Here is a 19,826-nt window from a genome sequence, read left to right as displayed (position 1 = left end):
GAAACTAAGGACGAAAGTGACTCCGTCACTAGGGTCACTCGGAGGGTGACTGTCCGTTGACGGTTCACAGATTCACAGCGACTACGGCAGCGGCTGCTGCGCGTCCTCGGGCCGGTCGAAGTCCACCGAGGCGTATTCGCGCAGCTTGTGCAGGCTGTGGAAGCCGTCGATCATGCGCACGGTGCCGGACTTGGAGCGCATGACGATCGACTGCGTGGTGCAGCCGCCGGCGCGGTAGTGCACGCCGCGCAGGAGATCGCCGTCGGTCACGCCCGTGGCGCAGAAGAAGACGTTGTCACCGCTGACGAGGTCGTTCGTGGTGAGCACGCGGGACAGGTCGTGGCCCGCGCCGATCGCCTTCTCGCGCTCCTCGTCGTCCTTCGGCCACAACCGGCCCTGGATGGCGCCACCGACGCACTTGAGGGCCGCCGCGGCGATGATGCCCTCGGGGGTGCCGCCGATGCCGACGAGCATGTCCACGCCCGACGTGGGGCGCGCGGCCGCGATCGCACCGGCCACGTCACCGTCGGAGATGAAGTGGATGCGGGCGCCGGCCTGACGGACCTCGTGCACGATCTGCTCGTGCCGCGGCCGGTCGAGGATGCACACGTTCACGTCGGACACGTCGCTGTGCTTGGCCTTCGCGACGCGGCGGATGTTCTCCGCGAGCGGCGCGGTGATGTCGATGACGTCGGCCGCCTCCGGGCCCACGGCGAGCTTCTCCATGTAGAACACGGCGGACGGGTCGAACATCGCCCCGCGCTCGGCCACCGCCAGCACGGCCAGCGCGTTCGGCATGCCCTTGGCCATCAGCGTGGTGCCGTCGATCGGGTCGACCGCGACGTCGCAGTCGGGGCCCTCGCCGTTGCCCACTTCCTCACCGTTGAACAGCATGGGCGCCTCGTCCTTCTCGCCCTCGCCGATCACCACGACGCCTCTCATGGAGACGGTGTGGATGAGCTTGCGCATCGCGTCGACGGCCGCGCCGTCACCGCCGTTCTTGTCGCCGCGTCCCACCCACCGGCCCGCGGCCATCGCCGCTGCCTCGGTGACGCGCACGAGCTCCAATGCCAGGTTCCGGTCGGGGGCTTCGCGACGTCGTTCCGCGGGGGTGTTCACCATTGCGCGCCTCCATGCGACTACTCAGCGTGCCGGATTTTGTGATCGGCAGCTGAATCCTTGCACGGGATCACGCGTCCGAAACGTCCTCCTCGACCACAGCCAGAGCTGCATCGATTCGCTCGCGCGCACCGGCGAGATGCTGCTCACACGTCTTGGCGAGCGCCTCGCCGCGTTCCCACAGCGCCAGCGAGTCCTCAAGCGACAGGCCACCGGCCTCCAGCTTGCGGACCACGTCGACCAGTTCGTCGCGGGCGGCTTCGTAACCCAATGAAGTGTCGTTCTGGGTGGATTCCGAACTCACGCGGATTGGCTCCTCAGGCGGCTCAGCACGGTCGCGACGGCCAGGTCGTAGCCGACCAGGGCCTCCGCGAACTCCTCGCCGTCACCCTCTCGCACCGCCTCGTCGATGAGCGCCTCGGCCTCCGCGACGCGCCGGTACTGCACCGTGCCGGCGGTGGCCTCGCTCAGGTCGTGCAACGTCAGGATCAGCGTGCGGCGGCCCGTGGTGTCGCAGTCGCCCACCATGGCCGTCCAGCAGTCCGCCGCGGCGCGGTTCGCCGCCTCCGCCTTCGTGCGCAGGCCCGAGCCGCAGGAACCGGCCGCCTCCATGGTGAGGGGCAGGAACACGGCATCACGCATCATCGGTACCTCCCCCTTCCCCATCAGTTTCCGGACCGCTGACCACGGCCCACACTGCTCCGTCAACGACGCGCACCCGCAGCTGTGTTCCGCTCGGCGCATCCGAGACCGAACGCAGCACGCCGTCGGGACCGTCAGATGTGACGAGTTGCACAACGGCGTATCCGCGGGCCAGCGTGGCGGCTGGTCCGAGGGTCGTCAAGCGCGCTTTCGTCCCCGAGAGGTGGACGTCCTCCCGATCGAGTCGTTGCGTGACGGCCCGGCGGGCTTGGTCGCGAAAGCGCTTCACTTCCTCGGAACGGCGCTCCAGCGGGCCGTAAGGGTCCGAAAGTACTGGTCTGGAGCGCAACGAGTCGAGCAGTTTGCGTTCCCGGTCGACCCAGCCGTGCAGCGCGCGGCGGCCCCGGTCGCGCATCTGCCGGACGCGTTCACTCTCTTCGGCGACATCGGGAACCACCCGTTTGCCAGCGTCGGTCGGCGTCGAACAACGCACGTCAGCGACGTGGTCGAGCAGTGGGGTGTCCGGTTCGTGCCCGATCGCCGACATGACCGGCGTGCGGCACGAGGAGACCGCGCGGCACAGCGCCTCGTCGGAGAACGGCAGCAGGTCCTCCACGCTGCCGCCGCCGCGGGCGATGATGATCACATCGCACTCGGGGTCGCGTTCCAGAGTGGACAGAGCGGTCATCACCTGGGTGACGGCGGTCGGGCCCTGCACGGCGACGTTGATGACGCGGAAGTGCGCGCCGGGCCAACGGTTCCGCGCGTTCGTGAGCACGTCGCGCTCCGCCGCCGACGCCCGGCCGGTGATGAGGCCGATCTTGTTCGGCAGGAACGGGGGACGGCGCTTGCGGCGCGGGTCGAACAGGCCCTCGGCGTGCAGCAGCTTGCGCAGCCGTTCCATGCGCGCCAGCAACTCGCCGATGCCGACGGCGCGGATGTCGTCCGCCCTGAGGCTGAGCGTGCCGCGGTTCGGGTAGAAGCTGATCTTCCCGTGCGCGATGACCCTGCTGCCCTCGGTGAGCTGCAGCTCGCGGATCATCGAGGCGTTGCACGTGATCGACATGGACATGTCGACGCTCGGGTCGCGCAACGTCAGGAACGCCGTGGAACTGCGCGCGTTGAGCTGCGTGACCTGACCCTCGACCCACACCTCGCCGAGCCGGTTGATCCAGTCGAGCAGCTTGCGGGCGACCGTCCGCACCGGCCAGGGGTTCTCCGGCGTGGATTTCGCATCACTCACGACTGCGTTTTCACCGTCGCGATCCGGCGGTTGAGCATGCCGACGAACTCAGGCCGCGACTCGTGCGCCTTCTCGTAGCGCAGCAGTTCCTCGAGCTGGCCGACGTCGAGGTTGCGCAGGCGTGCGCGCAGCTGGGCGATCGACAGCTCGTCGTAGGTCGGCAGGAACTCCGGCACCTCGGCGATCGCGCGCACTTCCTCCTCCCACGGGTCGTCCGCGGGAGTTTCCTGAGAAGTCGTGACGGGCGTCTCCTCCTCGTCGAAGGTCGCCCACTCCGGTTCCTCCTCCGCCGGCCGCAGTCCGGAGAGGACGTCGTCGCCCTTGATGGCGAGTTCGGTCACATGCTGCTGAACGCGCATGGACAGCTGCATCGCCTCGCTGACCACGGTCAACGGGAGTCCGGCGAGCTGCTGGGGCAGCTTGCGGGCCTGTTCGAGGGCGGTCACCGCCAGCCCGGCGGCGATGCGGACACCCAGTGGCAGTGGCTTCATGCGTACTAGCCTGCCGCAACCGCGTCTGAAATGCCTAGGACCGGGCCTGGGTACCCTGGGGGCATGCCCAAGCGAGTCCTGTTGGCGAAGCCGCGTGGTTACTGCGCGGGCGTTGATCGTGCCGTGGAGACGGTCGAGCTCGCCCTCGAGAAGTACGGCGCTCCCGTCTACGTGCGCAAGGAGATCGTCCACAACAAGTACGTCGTGGAGACGCTGTCCGACCGCGGCGCCATCTTCGTCAACGAGACGGACGAGGTTCCCGAAGGCGCGCTCGTCGTGTTCTCGGCGCACGGCGTGTCGCCCGCCGTGCACGCGGAGGCCGAGCAGCGCTCGTTGCGCACGATCGACGCCACCTGCCCGCTCGTGACGAAGGTCCACAAAGAAGCGGTGCGGTTCGCCAAGGAGGACTACGACATCCTCCTGATCGGCCACGAGGGCCACGAGGAGGTCGAGGGCACCGCCGGTGAGGCGCCGGACCACGTCCAGCTCGTCGACACCGCCGAGGACGCCGCGACCGTCGAGGTGCGCGACCCGTCCAAGGTGATCTGGCTGTCGCAGACGACGCTCTCGGTCGACGAGACCATGGTGCGCGTCCGCCAGCTCAAGGACCGCTTCCCGGATCTGCAGGACCCGCCGTCCGACGACATCTGCTACGCCACCTCGAACCGCCAGACCGCGGTGAAGACGATGGCACCGTCGTGCGACCTGGTGCTCGTCGTGGGCTCGAAGAACTCCTCCAACTCGGTCCGGCTGGTCGAGGTCGCGCTGCAGCACGGCGCCAAGGCCTCCTACCTGATCGACTACGCCAAGGAGGTCGACCTGGCGTGGCTCGAGGGCGTCGAGACCGTCGGCGTCACTTCGGGCGCGTCGGTGCCGGACCTGCTGGTGATGGAGCTGCTGAAGTTCCTCGAGTCCCACGGCTACGGCGAGGTCGAGGAGATCACGACGGCGAACGAGCGCATCACGTTCTCGCTGCCGCGCGAGCTCCGCAAGGACCTGGTCCGCTAGTCGGTCGAGGGCCTGGTCCACGGCCAGGCCCGCACGACGACGTCCCGGCCGCCACTGGCGAGCCGGGACGAACTGTGTCTAGCGGTCGTCGCGCGGCGGGCGGGGCCTGCGCTGGCCCGCGGGACGTTCGGCGCGGGCGCCTTCCGGGCGTGGACGGCGGGCCGGAGCGCCCTCCGGACGCGGGCGGCGGGCCGGAGCGCCCTCGGCGCGTTCCGGGCGGGGACGGCGCGGGCGCTCGTCCTCCTCGGGCTCCTCGCGGGGCCTGCGGACGGGCTTGGAGCGTTCCTTGATCTCCGCCTTGGCCTCGCGGACCTCGTCCTTGGTCGGCCGGTTCGGGTTCTTCTGCGTCATGATCCGCAGGATGCCCAGGCCGACCGTGACGGCGGTGGTGAGCGCCATGACCGGGAAGCTGTCGATCAGCGGCTTGCCCAGGCCGAGCGCCATGGCGGACAGGCCGCCCTTGTTGGTCTCGCCGGTGAGCAGCACGAGCGTGGGCACCGTGGCGGCCAGGATCAACGGCGGCTGCACCATCGGCCCGAACAGGCTGCGGCGCTGCACGAGCAGGATCGCGGCCAGCGCACCGACGAAGAACACGACGTAGAACGTCCAGCCGACGGTCTTGCTGGAGTTGATGTCGATGAACGCCCCGATGAACGCCGGGACCAGGGCAGCGAGGATCGCCGCCCACCACGGGATGCCCTTGAACTCCCCGAAGATGGCCCGGTAGTTCCACGGAACCGCGTCGTAGTCTTCGACGTCGTCGTCATCGAAAGCTGCTGAACGCTCGCGCAACTCACTCACGACGCACACGGTAGCCGTTCGGCCATTCGGTGTTCGCCGGTCCGCTGCTTTCTCACCCAGAAGCAACCCATGGGCACACCGCGTGCGTTTTAAGCGGACTGTTCGTCCGCCCTTCGGACGAGCGGAAGGGGCGTGGGGGTGGCGGAGGCGTCCGTCAGCGGCTCCACGCTCGCCCGGAAGCCCTCCAGGGCGTCGAGCTCCCTGCGCCGGGCGCTCAGGAAGCGCTGCAGGTGGGTGGTGGAGAGGTTGACGGCCTCGATGGCGGTGTCGGCGGCCCGGTTCGCGCGGCCGGCCTGCAGCCTGACCTGCTCGACGTCCTCGGCCAGCGCGCGTTCGGTGACCGCGAACATCGCGCTCGACGCGATCACGGCGAACCCGGTCGGGCCGCACAGGAAGACGCGGCGGTCGAGCAGCCAGCGCAGCAGTTCGGGATCGGTGTCCAGCGCCGCGACGACCGCACCGTCGTTGGGGACGAACATGATCGTGCCGTAGATGGCGTCGGCCCAGCGCTGGTAGCCCTTGCCGGCCAGTTCGGCGGCGCGGGAGCGGATGTTGCGGACGTGCACCCGCAGCGCGTCCTGGCGTTCCTGCGGATCGTCCGTCTCGACGGCCTCGGCCCAGGTGGCCATGGACATCTTCGAGTCGACCGGGACCGCGCGGCCACCGCCGACGTTCAGCACCATGTCGGGCCGGACCGCGCCGCCGCCCGCCACGTCCGTCTGGAGCGTGTAGTGGAGGTTTTCCCTCAGGCCGAGTGCGCGCGCTGTTTCGACGAGCACCTGTTCGCCGAGTTCACCGCGTCCGCTGACGCTGGAGAACGCCACTTCGTAGCGTTGCAGGGCTTGCTGCTGGGCGTCGTAGCGCGCGCGTTCCGCGCCGATGGCCTGGAGCGCTTCGTCGGTGCGCCGGACGCTGTCCTGGTAGAGCCGGTAGACGAACACCAGCGCCCCGGCGCACACGAGCGCCAGGACGAGCGAGGCGGTGATGATCACTGCGGTCACGGCACGATGATGCTCCCTCACAGATGTTGAACTCGATCGGGTGACACGCCGGGAACCCTCCCGGAGATTTGTCGGACCCCGTCTCTACGGTTGGGGCCATGCGGATCCTGCACACCTCCGACTGGCACGTGGGGCGCACCTTCCACGGCCGCGACCTGCTCGTGGAGCAGGAGTCGGTGCTGGGCGGCCTCGCTGACCTGGTGTCTTCCGAGAAGGTCGACGTCGTGGTCATCTCGGGCGACCTGTACGACCGCGCCGTGCCGTCCGCCGACGCGGTGGCGTTGTGCGCGCGGGTGCTGATGAGGATCCGCGCGGCCGGCGCGAAGATCGTGATCACGCCCGGCAACCACGACTCGGCGGCGCGGATCGGCGTGTTCGGGGAGTTCGCGGCGGCGGGCGGGCTGTACCTGCGCACGCAGATCTCGTTGCTGGACAAGCCCGTCGAGCTGGAGGACGAGCACGGTCCCGTCGCGGTGTACGGGATCCCGTTCCTGGAGCCGGAGCCCGCGCGGCACGTGCTAGGGGTGCCGGAGAAGGGGCACGCGCCCGTTCTCGGTGAGGCGATGCGGCGCATTCGCGCCGACCTGGCATCGAGGGACTCGCGTTCCGTGGTGCTGGCGCACGCCTTCGTGACGGGCGGGGCACCGTCGGAGTCCGAGCGCACCATCGCGGTGGGTGGCGTCCAGGACGTGTCGATGCAGGTGTTCTCGGGCGTCGACTACGTGGCTCTGGGGCACCTGCACGGGCCGCAGACCCTGGCGGAGAACCTGAGGTACTCGGGAAGTCCGCTGGCGTACTCGTTCTCCGAGGCGCGGCACCGCAAGTCGGTGTGGCTGGTCGAGCTGGACGAGGGCGGGCTCGTCGGGGTGGAGCGGCGTGATCTGCCGGTGCCGCGGCAGCTGGCCGTGGTGAGCGGGACGCTGGCCGAGGTGCTGGAGGATCCGGCGCACACGCCGCTGGAGGACCACTTCCTGTCGGTCGTGCTGACGGACCAGGTGCGGCCGATGGACGCGTTGCGGCAGTTGCAGAAGCGGTTCGAGCACGCGGTGCACGTGGAGTGGCGGCCCGCGCAGGGCCTGCAGCACGACATGACCTACGCGGACAGGGTGCGCGGCCGTTCCGACGAGGAAGTGGCGTGCTGCTTCGTGTCGGACGCCCGTGGCTCCGAGCCTTCCGAGGCGGAGAAGGCGTTGCTGCGCGAGGCGTTCGCGTCGGTGGCGAGGGAGCAGGAGCAATGAGACTGCACCGCCTGGAACTGACGGCGTTCGGGCCCTACCCGAAGCCCGAGGCCGTCGACTTCGACGAGCTGGGCGCGGACGGGCTGTTCCTGCTGCACGGCGACACGGGCGCGGGCAAGACGACTTTGCTCGACGCGGTGGCGTTCGCGTTGTTCGGCCGCGTGCCGGGTGCTCGTGGCGACGTGAAGAAGCTGCGGTGCGAGTACGCCGATCCCGAGGTGCCGACGGAGGTGTCGCTGGAGCTCACGGTCCAGTCGCGGCGCTTCCGGATCGTGCGCTCGCCGGAGTTCGACCGTCCGAAGAAGCGCGGCGGCGGATTCACGACGCAGCCCGCGAAGTGCACGCTGACCTGGCTCGAGGGCTGGGACGGCGAGGGCATCACCCGCATCGACGACGTGGCGCGTGCCGTCGAGGACATGCTGGGCATGTCGTACGAGCAGTTCTTCCAGGTCGTGCTGCTGCCGCAGGGCGAGTTCGCGAAGTTCCTGCGCTCGGACACGGCCGAACGCGAGGTGCTGCTGGAGAAGCTCTTCGGCACCGAGCGGTTCCTCGACGTGGAGAAGTGGTTCCGCGACCGGCGCGTCGTCGCGGGCCGGGTGCTGGAGGAGCGCCGCAAGGGCGCCGACGAGCTCATGCACCGCGTGGCGGAAGCCGCCGGCGGCGAGCCGTCGTGCGAACCGGGCTGGCTGGAATCCGTGCTGGAGCGCCTTTCCGCCGCCGTGACCGCGGCCGCTGCGTTGTCGGAGGAGACGGCGGGCCTGGCGGACGGCGCGGACGCGATGCTGGCCCAGGCCCGCGTGCAGGCCGAGCAGATCCGCCGCGTGCGCGAGGCCCGCGAGCTGCTGGCCCGCGTGGAAGCCGCCGACTCGGCCTCGTGGTTCGCCGAACGCGACGCCGCCCGCCGCGCGAGCCCGGTCGTGCCGGCGTTCGGTGAGATCGCGAAGCTCCAGCAGTCCTACGAGTTCGCCGTGCGTGACGAGGCCCGAGCCCTGGAGTCGTTGGAGCGCTTGGGGTACACGGGGTCGTCGCTGCGCGAGGACGCCGAGCGCTACCGCGAGGAATCGGGTGGCCTGGGTGAGCTGGCCGCCGAGGCCGAGCGTCAGCAGGCCGACGTGCGCCGGCTGTCGGTGCTGAAGAACTCCTCGCACCAGGTGGAACGCCGCCTGCTGGCGTTGAACGCCGAGCTGGAGGTGCTGCCGGAACGAGTGGCCCGTTGCCGCCTGCAGCTGGACGCGGCCGCCGAGGCCTCGGCGCGCCTGGAGTCGCTGAAGTCCCGCGCCGACGCCGCCCTGGCGCTGCCGGACGCCGCGGAAGCGTTGGAGCGCAGCAAGAAGGCACTGCACGAGGCCATCGACGTCCACCAGAAGACGAAGGACGTCCTCCAGCAGGTCCGCCACCAGCGCCTGGAGAACATGGCGATCGAACTGGCGGCGGCGCTCAAGCGCGGCAAGCCCTGTGCCGTCTGCGGTTCGCCCTCGCACCCGGCCCCCGCTCAGCCGATGCTGGGTGGGGTCGACGCGACCGCCGAGGAAGACGCGGCCCAGGAGGAACAGGTCGCCCTGGACCGCCGCAACGAGGCGGAGCGCGCCGCGCACGCCGCCGAGCTGCGCATCCAGGCCTGCTGGGAGGCCCTGGGCTCGGACGAACCCGCCACCGCCATCGCCGAGTACCGCGCGGCGCTGGAACTGGCCCGCACCCGGTCGCAGCGGCAGACCGAGTTCGTCGGCCTGGAGGCCAAGACCAGGGAACTGGGCGCGGAGAAGGCGCAGGTGGAGCAGGACCTGGTGGGCCTGCGCACCGAGCACGCGTCGCTCGTGGGCGTGGTCGAGGAGCGCGGCGCCCGGCTGGACAAGGCCCGCGGCGACCACGACGACGTCCTGACCCGCCGCGACCACCTGCTGAGGCTGGCGAAGGCGTTGGTGGAGCTGGCCGATCGCCGCTCCGCCCGCGACGCCGCACGAGCACGGGTCGAGGAACAGCAGGCCCTGGTCGCGGCGCTCGCAGCCGAGGCCGGCTTCGCCGACGTCGACTCGGCACTGGCCGCGGCGCGTCCCGCCATCAAGCTGCAGGCCCTGGACGAACGCATCGCGGCCTGGGAGCGGGCACGGGCCTCCGCGCTGGCGACGCTGGAGGAGCTGGCCGACGTCGACCCGGACTCCGAGGTGGACCTGGGCGAGGTGACGGCGGCGGCGTCGTCCGCCCGTGCCGCGGCGTCCTCCGCCGCCACGGGGCTGGCACGCGCCCAGGCGGCACTGGACCGCGTCGGCGAGCTGGCCGCGCGGCTGCGTGCCGAGTGGAAGTCGCTGGAGCCGCTGGAGGCCACCTACGCCGAGCTGGACGCCCTGACCGACGTGATCAACGGGCGCGGCCAGAACTCCAAGAAGATGACCCTGCGGTCGTACGTGCTGGCAGCACGGCTGGAGGAGGTCGCGGTCGCCGCCTCCGCGCGGCTGCACCGCATGAGCCAGGGCCGGTACAGCTTCGTGCACTCCGACTCGGCCGGAGCGCGCGGAACCCGCGGCGGGTTGAACCTCGACGTGCTGGACGACTACTCGGGGCGGGCCAGGCCGGCCAAGACGCTGTCCGGCGGGGAGTCGTTCCTCGCCTCGCTGTCGCTCGCCCTGGGGCTGGCCGACGTGGTGGCCAACGAGACCGGTGGGGCGTTGCTCGACACGCTGTTCGTCGACGAGGGGTTCGGGACTTTGGACTCGGACACGCTCGACATCGTCATGAACACGTTGGACGAGTTGCGGGCCGGTGGGCGGGTGGTGGGGCTGGTGTCGCACGTCGAGGAGTTGCGGCAGCGGATTCCCACCCGGTTGAGGGTGCGGAAGGCTCGGACCGGGTCGACGTTGGAGATGTCGCTGGGGTGATGGGTGCCGGGCGGTCACCTTGCGAGGGCTGGCGGATCGGTAGTGCGCGGGTCGGTTTGCGGGTGGGTAGTGCGCGGGTCGGTTTGCGTTGGCTTGTCGCCGGTTCCAGCGGGGTGGTCGCCTGTGCGGTCTGGTCGCCTTGTGTGGGTGGTTGGGCGGGCAGTACCGGGCCGGTGTGGGTCATCGCCGCTGCGCGTCGATAGCGATTGGGGCTTGACCTTGAGCCTCTGGCGGGATGCTTGACGGCCGGAAAAGGCCGGGCTGAAAAGCGCCCGGCCGTGACCATGAGGGGAGCATCCCGCCCCCTCAAGGTCAAGCCCCAATCGCCGTCGGGGTTGCGTCACCACCGCTTATGCGGCAGGCCGTAGTTCATACGCCTCGGCTTCGCCATCGGTGTGGGCGGCAGGGCGGCTCGGCTTCGCCGTTGCCCTTTGCGTGAGGAGGGACGCCTCGGCTGCGCCGTTGCGTTGAGCGGGAGGGTGGCTCGGCTTCGCCGTTGCCCTTTACGTCTGGAGAGGCGCCTTGGCTCCGCTGTTGCCCTGGCGGTGCGGAGGCTTGCCCCGTTGCCCCGTTGCCCCGTTGCCCCGTTGCCCCGTTGGCGCGGTGTCCTGTGTGGACGAGGCCGGTCGGCGGCTCTAACCTCGGCTCGTGCTGTCCCACGTGGAAGTCACCGCCCGCGTCACCGTCACCCCGGCTGCCCACTTCGTGTGGTCCAACCGGCTCGACCTCGTCCACGACTGCCTCGTCTGCCTGCGGGTCGGGCGGGTTGTGCAGTTGCGGCACGGGATGCCGTACGGGCTCTGCACCGGCAACGAGCATCCGGCCCCGATGCGTGTCAGCGCGTTCGACGCTGCCGAGCACGGTGCCGAGCGGAGGTTGCGGTGCCGGATCACGTCGTGGTGGGCGCCGTTCAGCGACTCGGTGGAGGCTGGGGTTCAGGCTTCGGAGCTGAGTGCTGAGCCTTGGGTGCGGCTCCACTACCGCGTCGGGTGTCACACCTGCCGTGACAGCGGGGTTGGCGAGTGGCTTGGCATGGAGGGGGCGTTGGAGTCCGGCGCGGCTTCGGCGGTCAGTTCGTGTCCCAGGTGTGGGACCGCGCTGGTGTCCGCTGTGGCCGGGCCGGAGATCGATCTCGTCGGTTAGTTCTCGTGGGCCAGGAGCCAGCGCTTGACGTCCAGGCCCCAGCGGAAGCCGCCCAGGTTGCCGCCGATCCTGATCACGCGGTGGCAGGGGACGAAGAGGGCCGCCGAGTTGCGGGCGCAGGCCGAGGCCGCTGCCCTGATCGCGGCCGGGCGGCCGGAGAGTTCCGCGTACTCGGAGTAGGTGACGGGCTCGCCCGCCTTCACCGTGCGCAGGACGTCCCAGGCGTGCTGGAGGAACGGGCCCGACTTCTGGCGGACCTCGATCGTGTCGATCGCCGTCAGGTCGCCCTCGTGGTAGGCGATGGTCGCCTTGGTGACGTCGCCCAGGTCCGGGCGCGGGGTGATCTCGGACGGCATCAGGGTGGCGTGGATCTGGGGCGTCAGCAGGGCCAGGTCGGCGGTCCAGCCGCTGGCGAGCACTGCTCCGTCCGGCGCGACGATCGCGGTGAACGGCCCCGCCGGGGTGTCCACAGTGGACGTGTGCGCGACGGTCATGATGTTGCTGCCTTCCTCGTCAGGTGTGCTCCTGCGTAGGAGCGCCACGGCCGCCAGTCGGGGCCGTGGGAAGCAAGGTGTCGTGAGGCTTCGGGGAGCACCAGCACGTCCGGTGCGCCCAGCACTCGCATGGCCACCTCGTCGGCCACCGCTGGGCCGGCCAGAGGGGTCAGTTCCTCGGTCAGGTCCTCGATCGAGCGGCCCACGTCCACGACGAGTCTGCCGCTCGCCAGCGCCTCGGTGACGGGGTGGTCCCCGGCCGTGTAGAGGTGGGTCAGGTTGCCGTCGGGGATCTGCAGCGGGACGCCGGTGAACGGGGCCACCAGGCGCAGCAGGGTCTCGGCGCCGTCCACGCTGCCCGCCACGCGGATGCCGGGGACCTCGCGGACCAGGGGGCCGATGATCGGGTCCGCGCCCAGGAACTCGTCGACGGCCACCGGGTCGGCGTCGAGGTCCAGGAGGCGGCGGACCCGGGAGACGGCCGCACCCAGGTCGCGCACGTCGGCGAGGCGCAGTGAGCACAGGACGTGGCCGGGCGGGAACGTCAGGCGGACCGTCGCCTCGCCGTGCGGGAGGGCCAGCGTCCGGGCGTAGGAGTCGGCGGTCACCTCTTCGACGCCGGGCAGCGCGTGCGCCCGGAAGTGGGCGAGCAGGCCCGTGGCGTCGAACGGTGCCCGGTACGGCAGGCGCAGGACGATGCGGCCCGGCGTGCCGACGGGGGCCTTGCCTCGGCTGCGCATGTCGGACGGGGTCGAGGCGAACACCATGCGGATCGTGTCGTTGAACTGGCGCACCGACGCGAAGCCCGCGGCGAACGCGATGTCGGCGAACGGCAGTTCGGTCGTCTCGATCAGCAGCCGGGCGGCGTGGGCGCGGTGGGCGCGGGCCAGGGCCAGCGGGCCGGCACCCAGTTCGGCGGTCAGCACGCGGGTGAGGTGGCGTTCCGAGTAGCCGAGCCGGGAGGCCAGGCCCGTCACGCCGTCGCGTTCCACGATGCCGTCGCTGATCAGGCGCATCGCCCGGCCGGCCAGGTCCGCGCGGAGGTTCCACTCCGGCGAGCCGGGTACGGCGTCGGGCAGGCAGCGTCGGCAGGCGCGGAAACCGGCCGACTGGGCGGCGGCGGCCGTGAGGAAGAACTGGCTGTTGCGGCGCTTCGGGGTCACTGCGGGGCACGACGGCCGGCAGTAGATGCCGGTCGTGCGGACCGCGTGGATGAAGCACCCGTCGAAACGGGCGTCACGTGCGGAGCACACCCGGTACGCGTGTTCTTCGTCAATGACCATGCCATCGATCCTGCCAGCGGGAACGAGCAATGGCTCGCGGAAATCGGACACGACCGTTCCCTGCCGTAGACTCGCTCTCCGTGAGTTTGACCCTCGGTATCGTCGGCCTGCCCAACGTTGGCAAGTCCACCCTGTTCAACGCGCTCACGCGCAACGACGTGCTCGCCGCGAACTACCCGTTCGCGACGATCGAGCCGAACGTGGGCGTCGTGCCGCTGCCGGACGCGCGTCTCTCCAAGCTCGCCGAGATCTTCGGTTCCGAGCGCGAGGTGCCCGCCGTGGTGTCGTTCGTCGACATCGCGGGCATCGTCAAGGGCGCGTCGGAGGGAGAAGGCCTCGGCAACAAGTTCCTCGCGAACATCCGCGAAGCGAACGCGATCTGCCAGGTCATCCGCGTCTTCGACGACCCGGACGTCGTGCACGTCGACGGCCGCGTCGACCCGTCCAGCGACATCGAGACGATCAACACCGAGCTGATCCTCGCCGACCTCCAGACCCTCGAGAAGGCCATTCCGAGGATCGAGAAGGAGGCGCGGATGCAGAAGGACCGCCGCGCCGTCCTGGAGAACGCGAAGAAGGCCAAGGACATCCTCGACGCGGGCCGCACGCTGTTCGCGGCGCAGTCCGAAGTGGACGGCGAGCTGCTGCGCGAGCTCTCCCTGCTCACCACCAAGCCGTTCCTCTACGTCTTCAACGCCGACGAGGGCGTGCTGACCGACGAGGCCCGCGTGAAGGAACTGCGCGAGCTGGTCGCCCCGGCCGACGCCGTGTTCCTCGACGCCAAGGTCGAGTCGGAGCTGCTCGAGCTCGACGAGGAGTCGGCCCTGGAGCTGCTGGAGTCGATCGGCCAGGCAGAACCGGGCCTGCACGCGCTGGCCCGCGCCGGCTTCCACACCCTCGGCCTGCAGACCTACCTCACGGCGGGTCCGAAGGAGGCGCGCGCCTGGACGATCCCGCAGGGCGCCACCGCCCCGCAGGCCGCCGGCGTGATCCACACCGACTTCGAGAAGGGCTTCATCAAGGCCGAGGTCGTGTCGTTCGACGACCTGGTGGCCTCGGGCTCGAAGGCCGACGCCAAGGCGGCGGGCAAGGTCCGCATGGAGGGCAAGGACTACGTCATGTCCGACGGCGACGTGGTGGAGTTCCGCTTCAACGTCTGACTCCGTTCCGGGGTTTCGCGGGCTCCGAGCCGATCGGCTCGGAGCCCGTTCTCGTTCATCTGCAGTGTCCCGGTTCGCGCACCTAGACTTCGAGCTCGTGGGAGTTGAGTACCGGGTACTGGGGCCGCTCGAGGTGTTGCTCGACGGGGAACCCGTGGCAGTTCCCGCTGGGCGCGGACGGGTGCTGCTCGCGACGTTGTTGTTGCGCGCCAACCGGTTCACCTCGGTGGACGAGTTGGTCGAGCGGGTGTGGGAGGGCGAGCCGCCGAACCTCGATCGCGCGCACAAGACGCTGCAGACGGTGGTCATGCGGCTGCGGCAGGCGCTCGGCGCGGCGAACTGCGTGCGGCACGAGTCCGGTGGGTACCTGGCCGAGGTCGAACCGGGGCAGCTCGACCTGCTGAGGTTCCGCGCGCTGGTCGCGGAGCAGCGGTTCGGGCCCGCGCTGGAGCTGTGGCGGGGGCCCGTGCTGGGCAACGTCGCGTCGGAGTCGCTGCACCGCGACGACGTGCCGCCGCTGGTGGAGGAGCAGCTCGGCGCGCTGGAGCAGCGGATCGACGCCGATCTCGCCGCCGGACGGGCGGTGGACCTGGTGCCGGAGCTGCAGGAACTCACGCGCAGGCATCCGCTGCGCGACCGCTTCTGGGCTCACCTGATGCTGGCGCTGTACCGGTCGGGACAGCAGGCAGGCGCGCTCTCGGTGTACCGGCAGGTCAGCGAGATGTTCGCGGACGAACTGGGAGTCGACCCGGCGCCGGCGCTGAGCGAGTTGCACGAGCAGATCCTGCGCGGAGAGGTCGCGCCGCCCGAGGAGAAGCGCGTCACGCCGCGGCAGCTGCCGCCGGACCTCTCCACGTTCGCCGGGCGCGAGGAGGACGTCGGACGGCTCGCCACGAGCGGTGCGCGGGTGCTGGTCATCTCCGGCACCGGAGGGGTGGGCAAGACCGCTCTCGCCGTGCACTGGGCGCACCGGATCGGCGGGCGCTTCGACGACGGGCAGATCTTCGTGAACCTGCGCGGCCAGGACCCGGTGCGGGCGATGCCGCCGCAGGAGGCGCTGACGCTCGTGCTCAAGGGGCTGGGCGTCGACTCCCCGCCGGTCGACCCGGACGAGCAGGTGGCGCTCTACCGGTCGCTGGTCGCGGACCGGAAGTTCCTGCTGCTGTTGGACAACGCGGCGAACGCGGAGCAGGTGCGGCCGTTGCTGCCCGCGTCCGCCGACGCCCTGACCCTCGTCACCAGCCGTGGTGACCTGCGTGGACTGACCCTGAACGACGCCGACCTCGTGCGGTTGCCGACGCTGGGCGCGGACGGCGGTATGCGGCTGCTGGAACGCGTGCTCGGTGAGGGCCGGGTGAGCGCGGAGGGGGACGCCGCCGCCTCGCTGGTGCGGTTGTGCGCCGGACTGCCGCTGGCGTTGCGCATCGCGGCCGCCGACCTGCGCGCCCAGGACTCGATGCTCATCGCGGACAAGGTCGCGCAGCTCGACGCCGACCGGCTCGGCGAGCTGGCGGTCCCCGGCGATCCGGGCGCCGCGGTCAGCGCCGTCTTCGACGAGAGCTACTCCGCACTGCCCGAGGACGCACGGCTGGTGCTGCGCCGCCTCGGGGTGCTGCCCGGTGTGGACTTCACCGCGAACGACGCCGCCGTGATCTCCGGTCTGCCCACCGTCCGCCGGCACCTCAACCACCTCGTCGCGGTTCACCTCGTGGAACAGCGCGGCGACCGCTTCGCCCTGCACGACCTGCTGCGGGTGTACGCGCGGGAGAGGTGTGGGAGCGACGAGGTCACCGAGGCCATCGGGCGGCTGTACGACTTCTACCGCCGCATGACCGACACCGCTGCCGAGCTGATGTTCCCCGACCAGCGGCGGTTCCCGCTCGACACCGCCACGACGCAGCTGCCGGACGTGGTGCTGACCACTTCGGAACAGGCGTACGCGTGGATGACCGCCGAGTACGAGAACCTGGTCTCGACGGTGGTGGCAGCGGCCGAGCAGGGTGACCACCGGCCCGCCGCCGAGATCGGTGTCGTGCTCAGCGGCTTCTGCTACGAGATCCGCGACGACACCAGCTGGTCGGCGTTGTGCGAGATCAGGCTCAGCGCCGCCCGCGAGTCCGGCGACGACGTGCTGATCGCCGACGCGAGCCTCTCCACCGCGGCGCACCGCTACTGCCAGGGGGACTTCGCACAGGCGGCGGAGCTCGGCAGGGTCGCGCTCGAGCTGGGCGGCCGGAGCGGCAACCACGGCGCCGTGGCGTCCGCGCACACCGTCCTGGGCGCGGTGGCCCGCGTCGCGGGTGACTCGGCCGTCGCCCTGCACCACCTGGGGGAGGCGCTCTCGATCCACGAGCAGATGGGATCGGTCGAGGGCCAGGCGCTGGTGCTGGTCAACATGGGCACCGTGTCGTACAGCCTGCCCGACCTCCTCGCCGCGGAGCAGAAGTACCTCAGGGCGCTGGAGCTCAGCGACTCACCCGCGCTCCACGGCCACGTCCACGCCTCGCTGAACAGCGTTTACCTGGAACTGGGCAGGTTGCCCGAGGTGATCGCGCACCAGGACGCCTATCTGGCGGTGCAGGCAGAACTCGGCAACCCCAGGCGGTCCACGCTGGGCACCAGCATGGCCGTCCGGGCGAGGCGCGCGCTCGGAGAGGAAGACGCCGCGTTCGACCTCATGCTCGAGGTCCTCGACGAGATGCGGCTCATGCTCAGCTTCGACGCGGAGGCCGACGTCTGGAACTCGCTGGCGGAACTGTTCCACGAATGCGGCGAGCACGAGGACGCGTTGGCCGCGGCGAACCTGCAGATCAGGATCAGCGACCCCGAGACGATGGTCCACGACCGCATCGCGGCGGGCTGTTCGGCCGCGCGGTCGTGTCGCGAGCTCGGCGACTACGAGGCAGCGGCACGCCACCTGAGCGAGGTGCGCGCACTCGTGAACGACGAGCACCTGCTGGGCGCGGGTGACGAGCTCAAGGAACGTGCGTTGCTCCACCTCGCGCTGGGCGAGACGGCGGAGGCGCTGAGTTGTGCGGAGGAGGCTGTCGCCACGCACCGCCGCTACCACCAGCGGTACCTTGAAGGGCAGTCACTCAGGGCGCTCGCGTCAGCACGCCGCGCCACGGGTGACATCGCGGGCGCGGAGGCCGCGGAAGCGTTGGCCGCCGATGCTCACCGGGACTGCGGAGTGCCCGAACGCCTGTGTGCTCGTCCGGTGTGATCGCCGAATCCCGCCTGCGCCGATTACATCTCTGACGAATGTATGAAGCGAGGTTTGTACCTACCGCCGTGGGGTAGCCCTAGAACAGGATTCCCCACCTGGAGGTGTCATGATCGTCCTCGGACTGATCCTGCTCGTCGTCGGATGGCTTGCTGGCATCAGCATCCTGACGACGCTTGGCGTGGTGTTGCTGGTGATCGGCGCGATTCTCGCCGTGTTGGGCGCGGTCGGCAAGCCGATCGGTGGCCGGGCGCACTACTTCTAAACGCCGTACCAAGACACCGTTCCCCCTCGGAGACGGTGAAGGGGCAACCTCCACAGTGGAGGTTGCCCCTTCTTTATGTCTCACAACGGCTTTACACGTTGTTCTTGGCGCGTGCGGCGGCGGCGAACACTCCGAACGCGACCCCCAGCATGGCCAGAGCGGCGACAGCGGCAACTACAAGATCAACTGACATGATCAGAAAAACTCCCTCTTGCGATCTCTCCCGTCCTAATGACGCCGGGGTACCCCGTTTCGTTGCCTCGGGTAACGTTTTCGGGGTGAAACTCCGTGCTGTGGAAGCGCGTGTGCTCTCCGTAGCACCGTGGCTGCTCGCGTTGTCGGTCGCCGGGCACCTCTTCATGGTCGCCTTCCAGGCGAAGATGACCATGATCGACCTGCTGGTGTACCGCAACGGATCGCCGCACCTGTTCTCCGGCGACCTGTACGAGTGGCGGCTCGACCAGTACGCGGACGTGTTCCCGCTGCCGTTCACCTACCCGCCGTTCGCGGCCGCGATCTTCACGCCGATGAGCTGGGTGCCGTGGGAGGCGTCGCGCTGGATCTGGCAGCTGATCTGCCTGGGCTGCCTCTACTTCATCGTGCGCACCAGCCTGAAGCTGCTCAAGCTGCAGGACCCGCGCCGCGCCATGATGTGGACCGCGCTGACGCTGTGGATCGAGCCGGTCCGCACCACGCTCAACTACGGCCAGATCAACCTGGTGCTGGTCGCGATCCTGATCGGCACCCTCGCCAGCGCGCGCAACTGGGTCGGCGGTGCCGGTGTGGGGTTCGCCGCCGGCATCAAGCTCACGCCCGCGATTTCGGGGCTGTACTTCCTGATCCAGCGGCGGTGGATGGCCGCTGTGTGGTCGTTCGTCGCTTTTGTCGTGGTTTACGGCATCGGCTGGGCGATCTCACCGTCCCAGTCGGACAAGTTCTGGTTCCAGCTGCTCGGCGACGCGAGCCGGGTCGGGCCTGTCGGCAGCGCGATCAACCAGTCACTGCGCGGTGCCCTGAGCCGCACGGTCGGTTACGACGTCAAGACCGGTCCGATCTACATCGTCGCCGTGCTCGTCGCGGCCGCGCTGACGTGGTTCGCGGTCAGCAAGACCAAGGACGCGCTGGCGTTGATCGTCAGCGTGCAGATGCTCGGCCTGCTGGTCTCGCCGATCTCGTGGAGCCACCACTGGGTGTGGATGGTGCCCGCCCTGCTGTGGCTGATCTACGAGGGCGGGCACGTCCTGTGCAAGATCACCGCCGGCCTGTGGGTGTTGCTGACCGGCGGCTACCTGATCTCGTTCCTGCTGCTCGCCCAGCCGAACATCTGGGACTTCCCGCGGCCCTGGTACTTCGTGCTGCTCGGCTGGGGCTATCCGGCCGCGGGCATGCTCACGCTGGTCGCGATCGGGCTGGCGGCCAGGCGTGCGAGGAACGCGCCGCTGCCCGGTGACGAGGAAGCGTCCGACGGCGCGCCCAGCCGGGTCGCCGGCTGACGCACGCCGCAGTGGGACGTGGTGTGCGAATCAGCTCATCGCGTCCAGGACGCCGTCGATCTCCTCGGCGAGGGACACGTCGAGTGCGGTGATTCCTCCCTTGTGGTGAGTGCTCAGGCGGAATGTCAGCGTCTTGTACCGGATGTCGATGTCCGGGTGGTGGTTGTCGTTCTCCGCGATCTCCGCGACCCGGTTCACGACCATGATCGCGTGGGAGAAGCTCGGCAGTTCCACGGTCCGGACCAGCGCCGCGTCCTGGGGGCACCAGCCGGGCAGCTTGGGCAGGATGAGGTCCAACTGATCGTCGCTCAACAGCTCGGCCATGTCCTGATCGTCCCACCACGTCACG

General features: G+C 70.0%; 18 protein-coding genes. 8 read left to right on the top strand and 10 right to left on the bottom strand.

The window, feature by feature from the left end; translation table 11 throughout:
• Positions 1-81: 81 nt before the first annotated feature.
• The 5 genes from glpX to ORI60_RS39235 all read right to left on the bottom strand — a co-directional run bounded on the left by glpX (position 82) and on the right by ORI60_RS39235 (position 3,495).
• Positions 82-1,122, bottom strand: a complete 1,041-nt coding sequence (gene glpX, locus ORI60_RS39255) for a class II fructose-bisphosphatase (RefSeq protein WP_266043081.1) — start codon at positions 1,120-1,122, stop codon at positions 82-84.
• A 67-nt stretch (positions 1,123-1,189) separates the two neighbouring features.
• The gene (locus ORI60_RS39250; protein WP_266043080.1) at positions 1,190-1,423 is read right to left on the bottom strand and encodes an exodeoxyribonuclease VII small subunit; all 234 of its coding nucleotides are present in this window, start codon (positions 1,421-1,423) and stop codon (positions 1,190-1,192) included.
• Positions 1,420-1,764 carry a sugar ABC transporter substrate-binding protein gene (locus ORI60_RS39245; RefSeq protein WP_266043079.1) on the bottom strand — a complete coding sequence of 115 codons (345 nt, stop codon included), beginning with the start codon at positions 1,762-1,764 and terminating at the stop codon, positions 1,420-1,422. The genes ORI60_RS39250 and ORI60_RS39245 overlap by 4 nt, the downstream gene beginning before the upstream one ends.
• Complete coding sequence (gene xseA, locus ORI60_RS39240) at positions 1,754-3,004, bottom strand: exodeoxyribonuclease VII large subunit (protein ID WP_266043078.1); 1,251 nt, start codon at positions 3,002-3,004, stop codon at positions 1,754-1,756. The genes ORI60_RS39245 and xseA overlap by 11 nt, the downstream gene beginning before the upstream one ends.
• On the bottom strand, positions 3,001-3,495 hold the full coding sequence (locus ORI60_RS39235; protein ID WP_266043077.1) for a lipid droplet-associated protein: 495 nt from the start codon (positions 3,493-3,495) through the stop codon (positions 3,001-3,003). Before ORI60_RS39235 ends, xseA begins: the two co-directional genes overlap by 4 nt.
• 63 nt (positions 3,496-3,558) lie before the next feature.
• Between ORI60_RS39235 and ORI60_RS39230 the strand changes: the two genes are divergently transcribed.
• Entirely contained in the window at positions 3,559-4,503 is a 945-nt protein-coding gene (locus tag ORI60_RS39230; RefSeq protein WP_266043076.1) for a 4-hydroxy-3-methylbut-2-enyl diphosphate reductase, read from the top strand.
• A gap of 78 nt (positions 4,504-4,581) precedes the next feature.
• Here the strand turns inward: ORI60_RS39230 and ORI60_RS39225 are convergent, their stop codons facing one another.
• Both ORI60_RS39225 and ORI60_RS39220 read right to left on the bottom strand, forming a co-directional pair.
• The gene (locus ORI60_RS39225) at positions 4,582-5,304 is read right to left on the bottom strand and encodes a DUF6542 domain-containing protein (RefSeq protein WP_266043075.1); all 723 of its coding nucleotides are present in this window, start codon (positions 5,302-5,304) and stop codon (positions 4,582-4,584) included.
• An 89-nt stretch (positions 5,305-5,393) separates the two neighbouring features.
• Complete coding sequence (locus ORI60_RS39220) at positions 5,394-6,305, bottom strand: DNA recombination protein RmuC (protein WP_266043074.1); 912 nt, start codon at positions 6,303-6,305, stop codon at positions 5,394-5,396.
• Between the two features lie 98 nt (positions 6,306-6,403).
• Between ORI60_RS39220 and ORI60_RS39215 the strand changes: the two genes are divergently transcribed.
• The 3 genes from ORI60_RS39215 to ORI60_RS39205 all read left to right on the top strand — a co-directional run bounded on the left by ORI60_RS39215 (position 6,404) and on the right by ORI60_RS39205 (position 11,559).
• Complete coding sequence (locus ORI60_RS39215; protein ID WP_266043073.1) at positions 6,404-7,543, top strand: exonuclease SbcCD subunit D; 1,140 nt, start codon at positions 6,404-6,406, stop codon at positions 7,541-7,543.
• Entirely contained in the window at positions 7,540-10,416 is a 2,877-nt protein-coding gene (locus ORI60_RS39210; RefSeq protein ID WP_266043072.1) for an AAA family ATPase, read from the top strand. Before ORI60_RS39215 ends, ORI60_RS39210 begins: the two co-directional genes overlap by 4 nt.
• 648 nt (positions 10,417-11,064) lie before the next feature.
• On the top strand, positions 11,065-11,559 hold the full coding sequence (locus tag ORI60_RS39205) for a hypothetical protein (protein ID WP_266043071.1): 495 nt from the start codon (positions 11,065-11,067) through the stop codon (positions 11,557-11,559).
• On the opposite strand, the gene ORI60_RS39200 is transcribed toward ORI60_RS39205, so the two are convergent.
• Positions 11,556-12,053: a methylated-DNA--[protein]-cysteine S-methyltransferase gene (locus ORI60_RS39200; RefSeq protein WP_266040852.1), complete on the bottom strand. Its 498-nt coding sequence runs from the start codon at positions 12,051-12,053 to the stop codon at positions 11,556-11,558. The genes ORI60_RS39205 and ORI60_RS39200 overlap by 4 nt on opposite strands.
• On the bottom strand, positions 12,050-13,336 hold the full coding sequence (locus tag ORI60_RS39195) for a bifunctional transcriptional activator/DNA repair enzyme AdaA (RefSeq protein WP_266040853.1): 1,287 nt from the start codon (positions 13,334-13,336) through the stop codon (positions 12,050-12,052). Before ORI60_RS39195 ends, ORI60_RS39200 begins: the two co-directional genes overlap by 4 nt.
• An 80-nt stretch (positions 13,337-13,416) precedes the next feature.
• Between ORI60_RS39195 and ychF the strand changes: the two genes are divergently transcribed.
• The 4 genes from ychF (at position 13,417) to ORI60_RS39175 (ending at position 19,477) form a co-directional block, all read left to right on the top strand.
• Positions 13,417-14,496 (top strand): redox-regulated ATPase YchF, encoded by a 1,080-nt coding sequence (ychF, locus tag ORI60_RS39190; RefSeq protein WP_266040854.1) that lies wholly within the window; start codon positions 13,417-13,419, stop codon positions 14,494-14,496.
• A 97-nt stretch (positions 14,497-14,593) separates the two neighbouring features.
• On the top strand, positions 14,594-17,719 hold the full coding sequence (locus ORI60_RS39185; protein WP_266040855.1) for an AfsR/SARP family transcriptional regulator: 3,126 nt from the start codon (positions 14,594-14,596) through the stop codon (positions 17,717-17,719).
• 109 nt (positions 17,720-17,828) lie between these two features.
• Positions 17,829-17,984, top strand: coding sequence for a DUF6131 family protein (locus tag ORI60_RS39180; protein ID WP_090007203.1), 156 nt, complete (start codon positions 17,829-17,831; stop codon positions 17,982-17,984).
• Positions 17,985-18,262: 278 nt separating this feature from the next.
• Positions 18,263-19,477 carry a mannosyltransferase gene (locus ORI60_RS39175; protein WP_266040856.1) on the top strand — a complete coding sequence of 405 codons (1,215 nt, stop codon included), beginning with the start codon at positions 18,263-18,265 and terminating at the stop codon, positions 19,475-19,477.
• A gap of 30 nt (positions 19,478-19,507) precedes the next feature.
• On the opposite strand, the gene ORI60_RS39170 is transcribed toward ORI60_RS39175, so the two are convergent.
• Positions 19,508-19,801: a 4a-hydroxytetrahydrobiopterin dehydratase gene (locus tag ORI60_RS39170; RefSeq protein ID WP_266040857.1), complete on the bottom strand. Its 294-nt coding sequence runs from the start codon at positions 19,799-19,801 to the stop codon at positions 19,508-19,510.
• Positions 19,802-19,826: the final 25 nt, after the last annotated feature.

The organism is Lentzea sp. NEAU-D7 (genome assembly GCF_026242055.1).
Classification (GTDB): Bacteria; Actinomycetota; Actinomycetes; order Mycobacteriales; family Pseudonocardiaceae; genus Lentzea.
The sequence above is the reverse complement of the archived record's forward strand: the minus strand, read 5'-3'. Positions and strand labels throughout refer to the sequence as shown.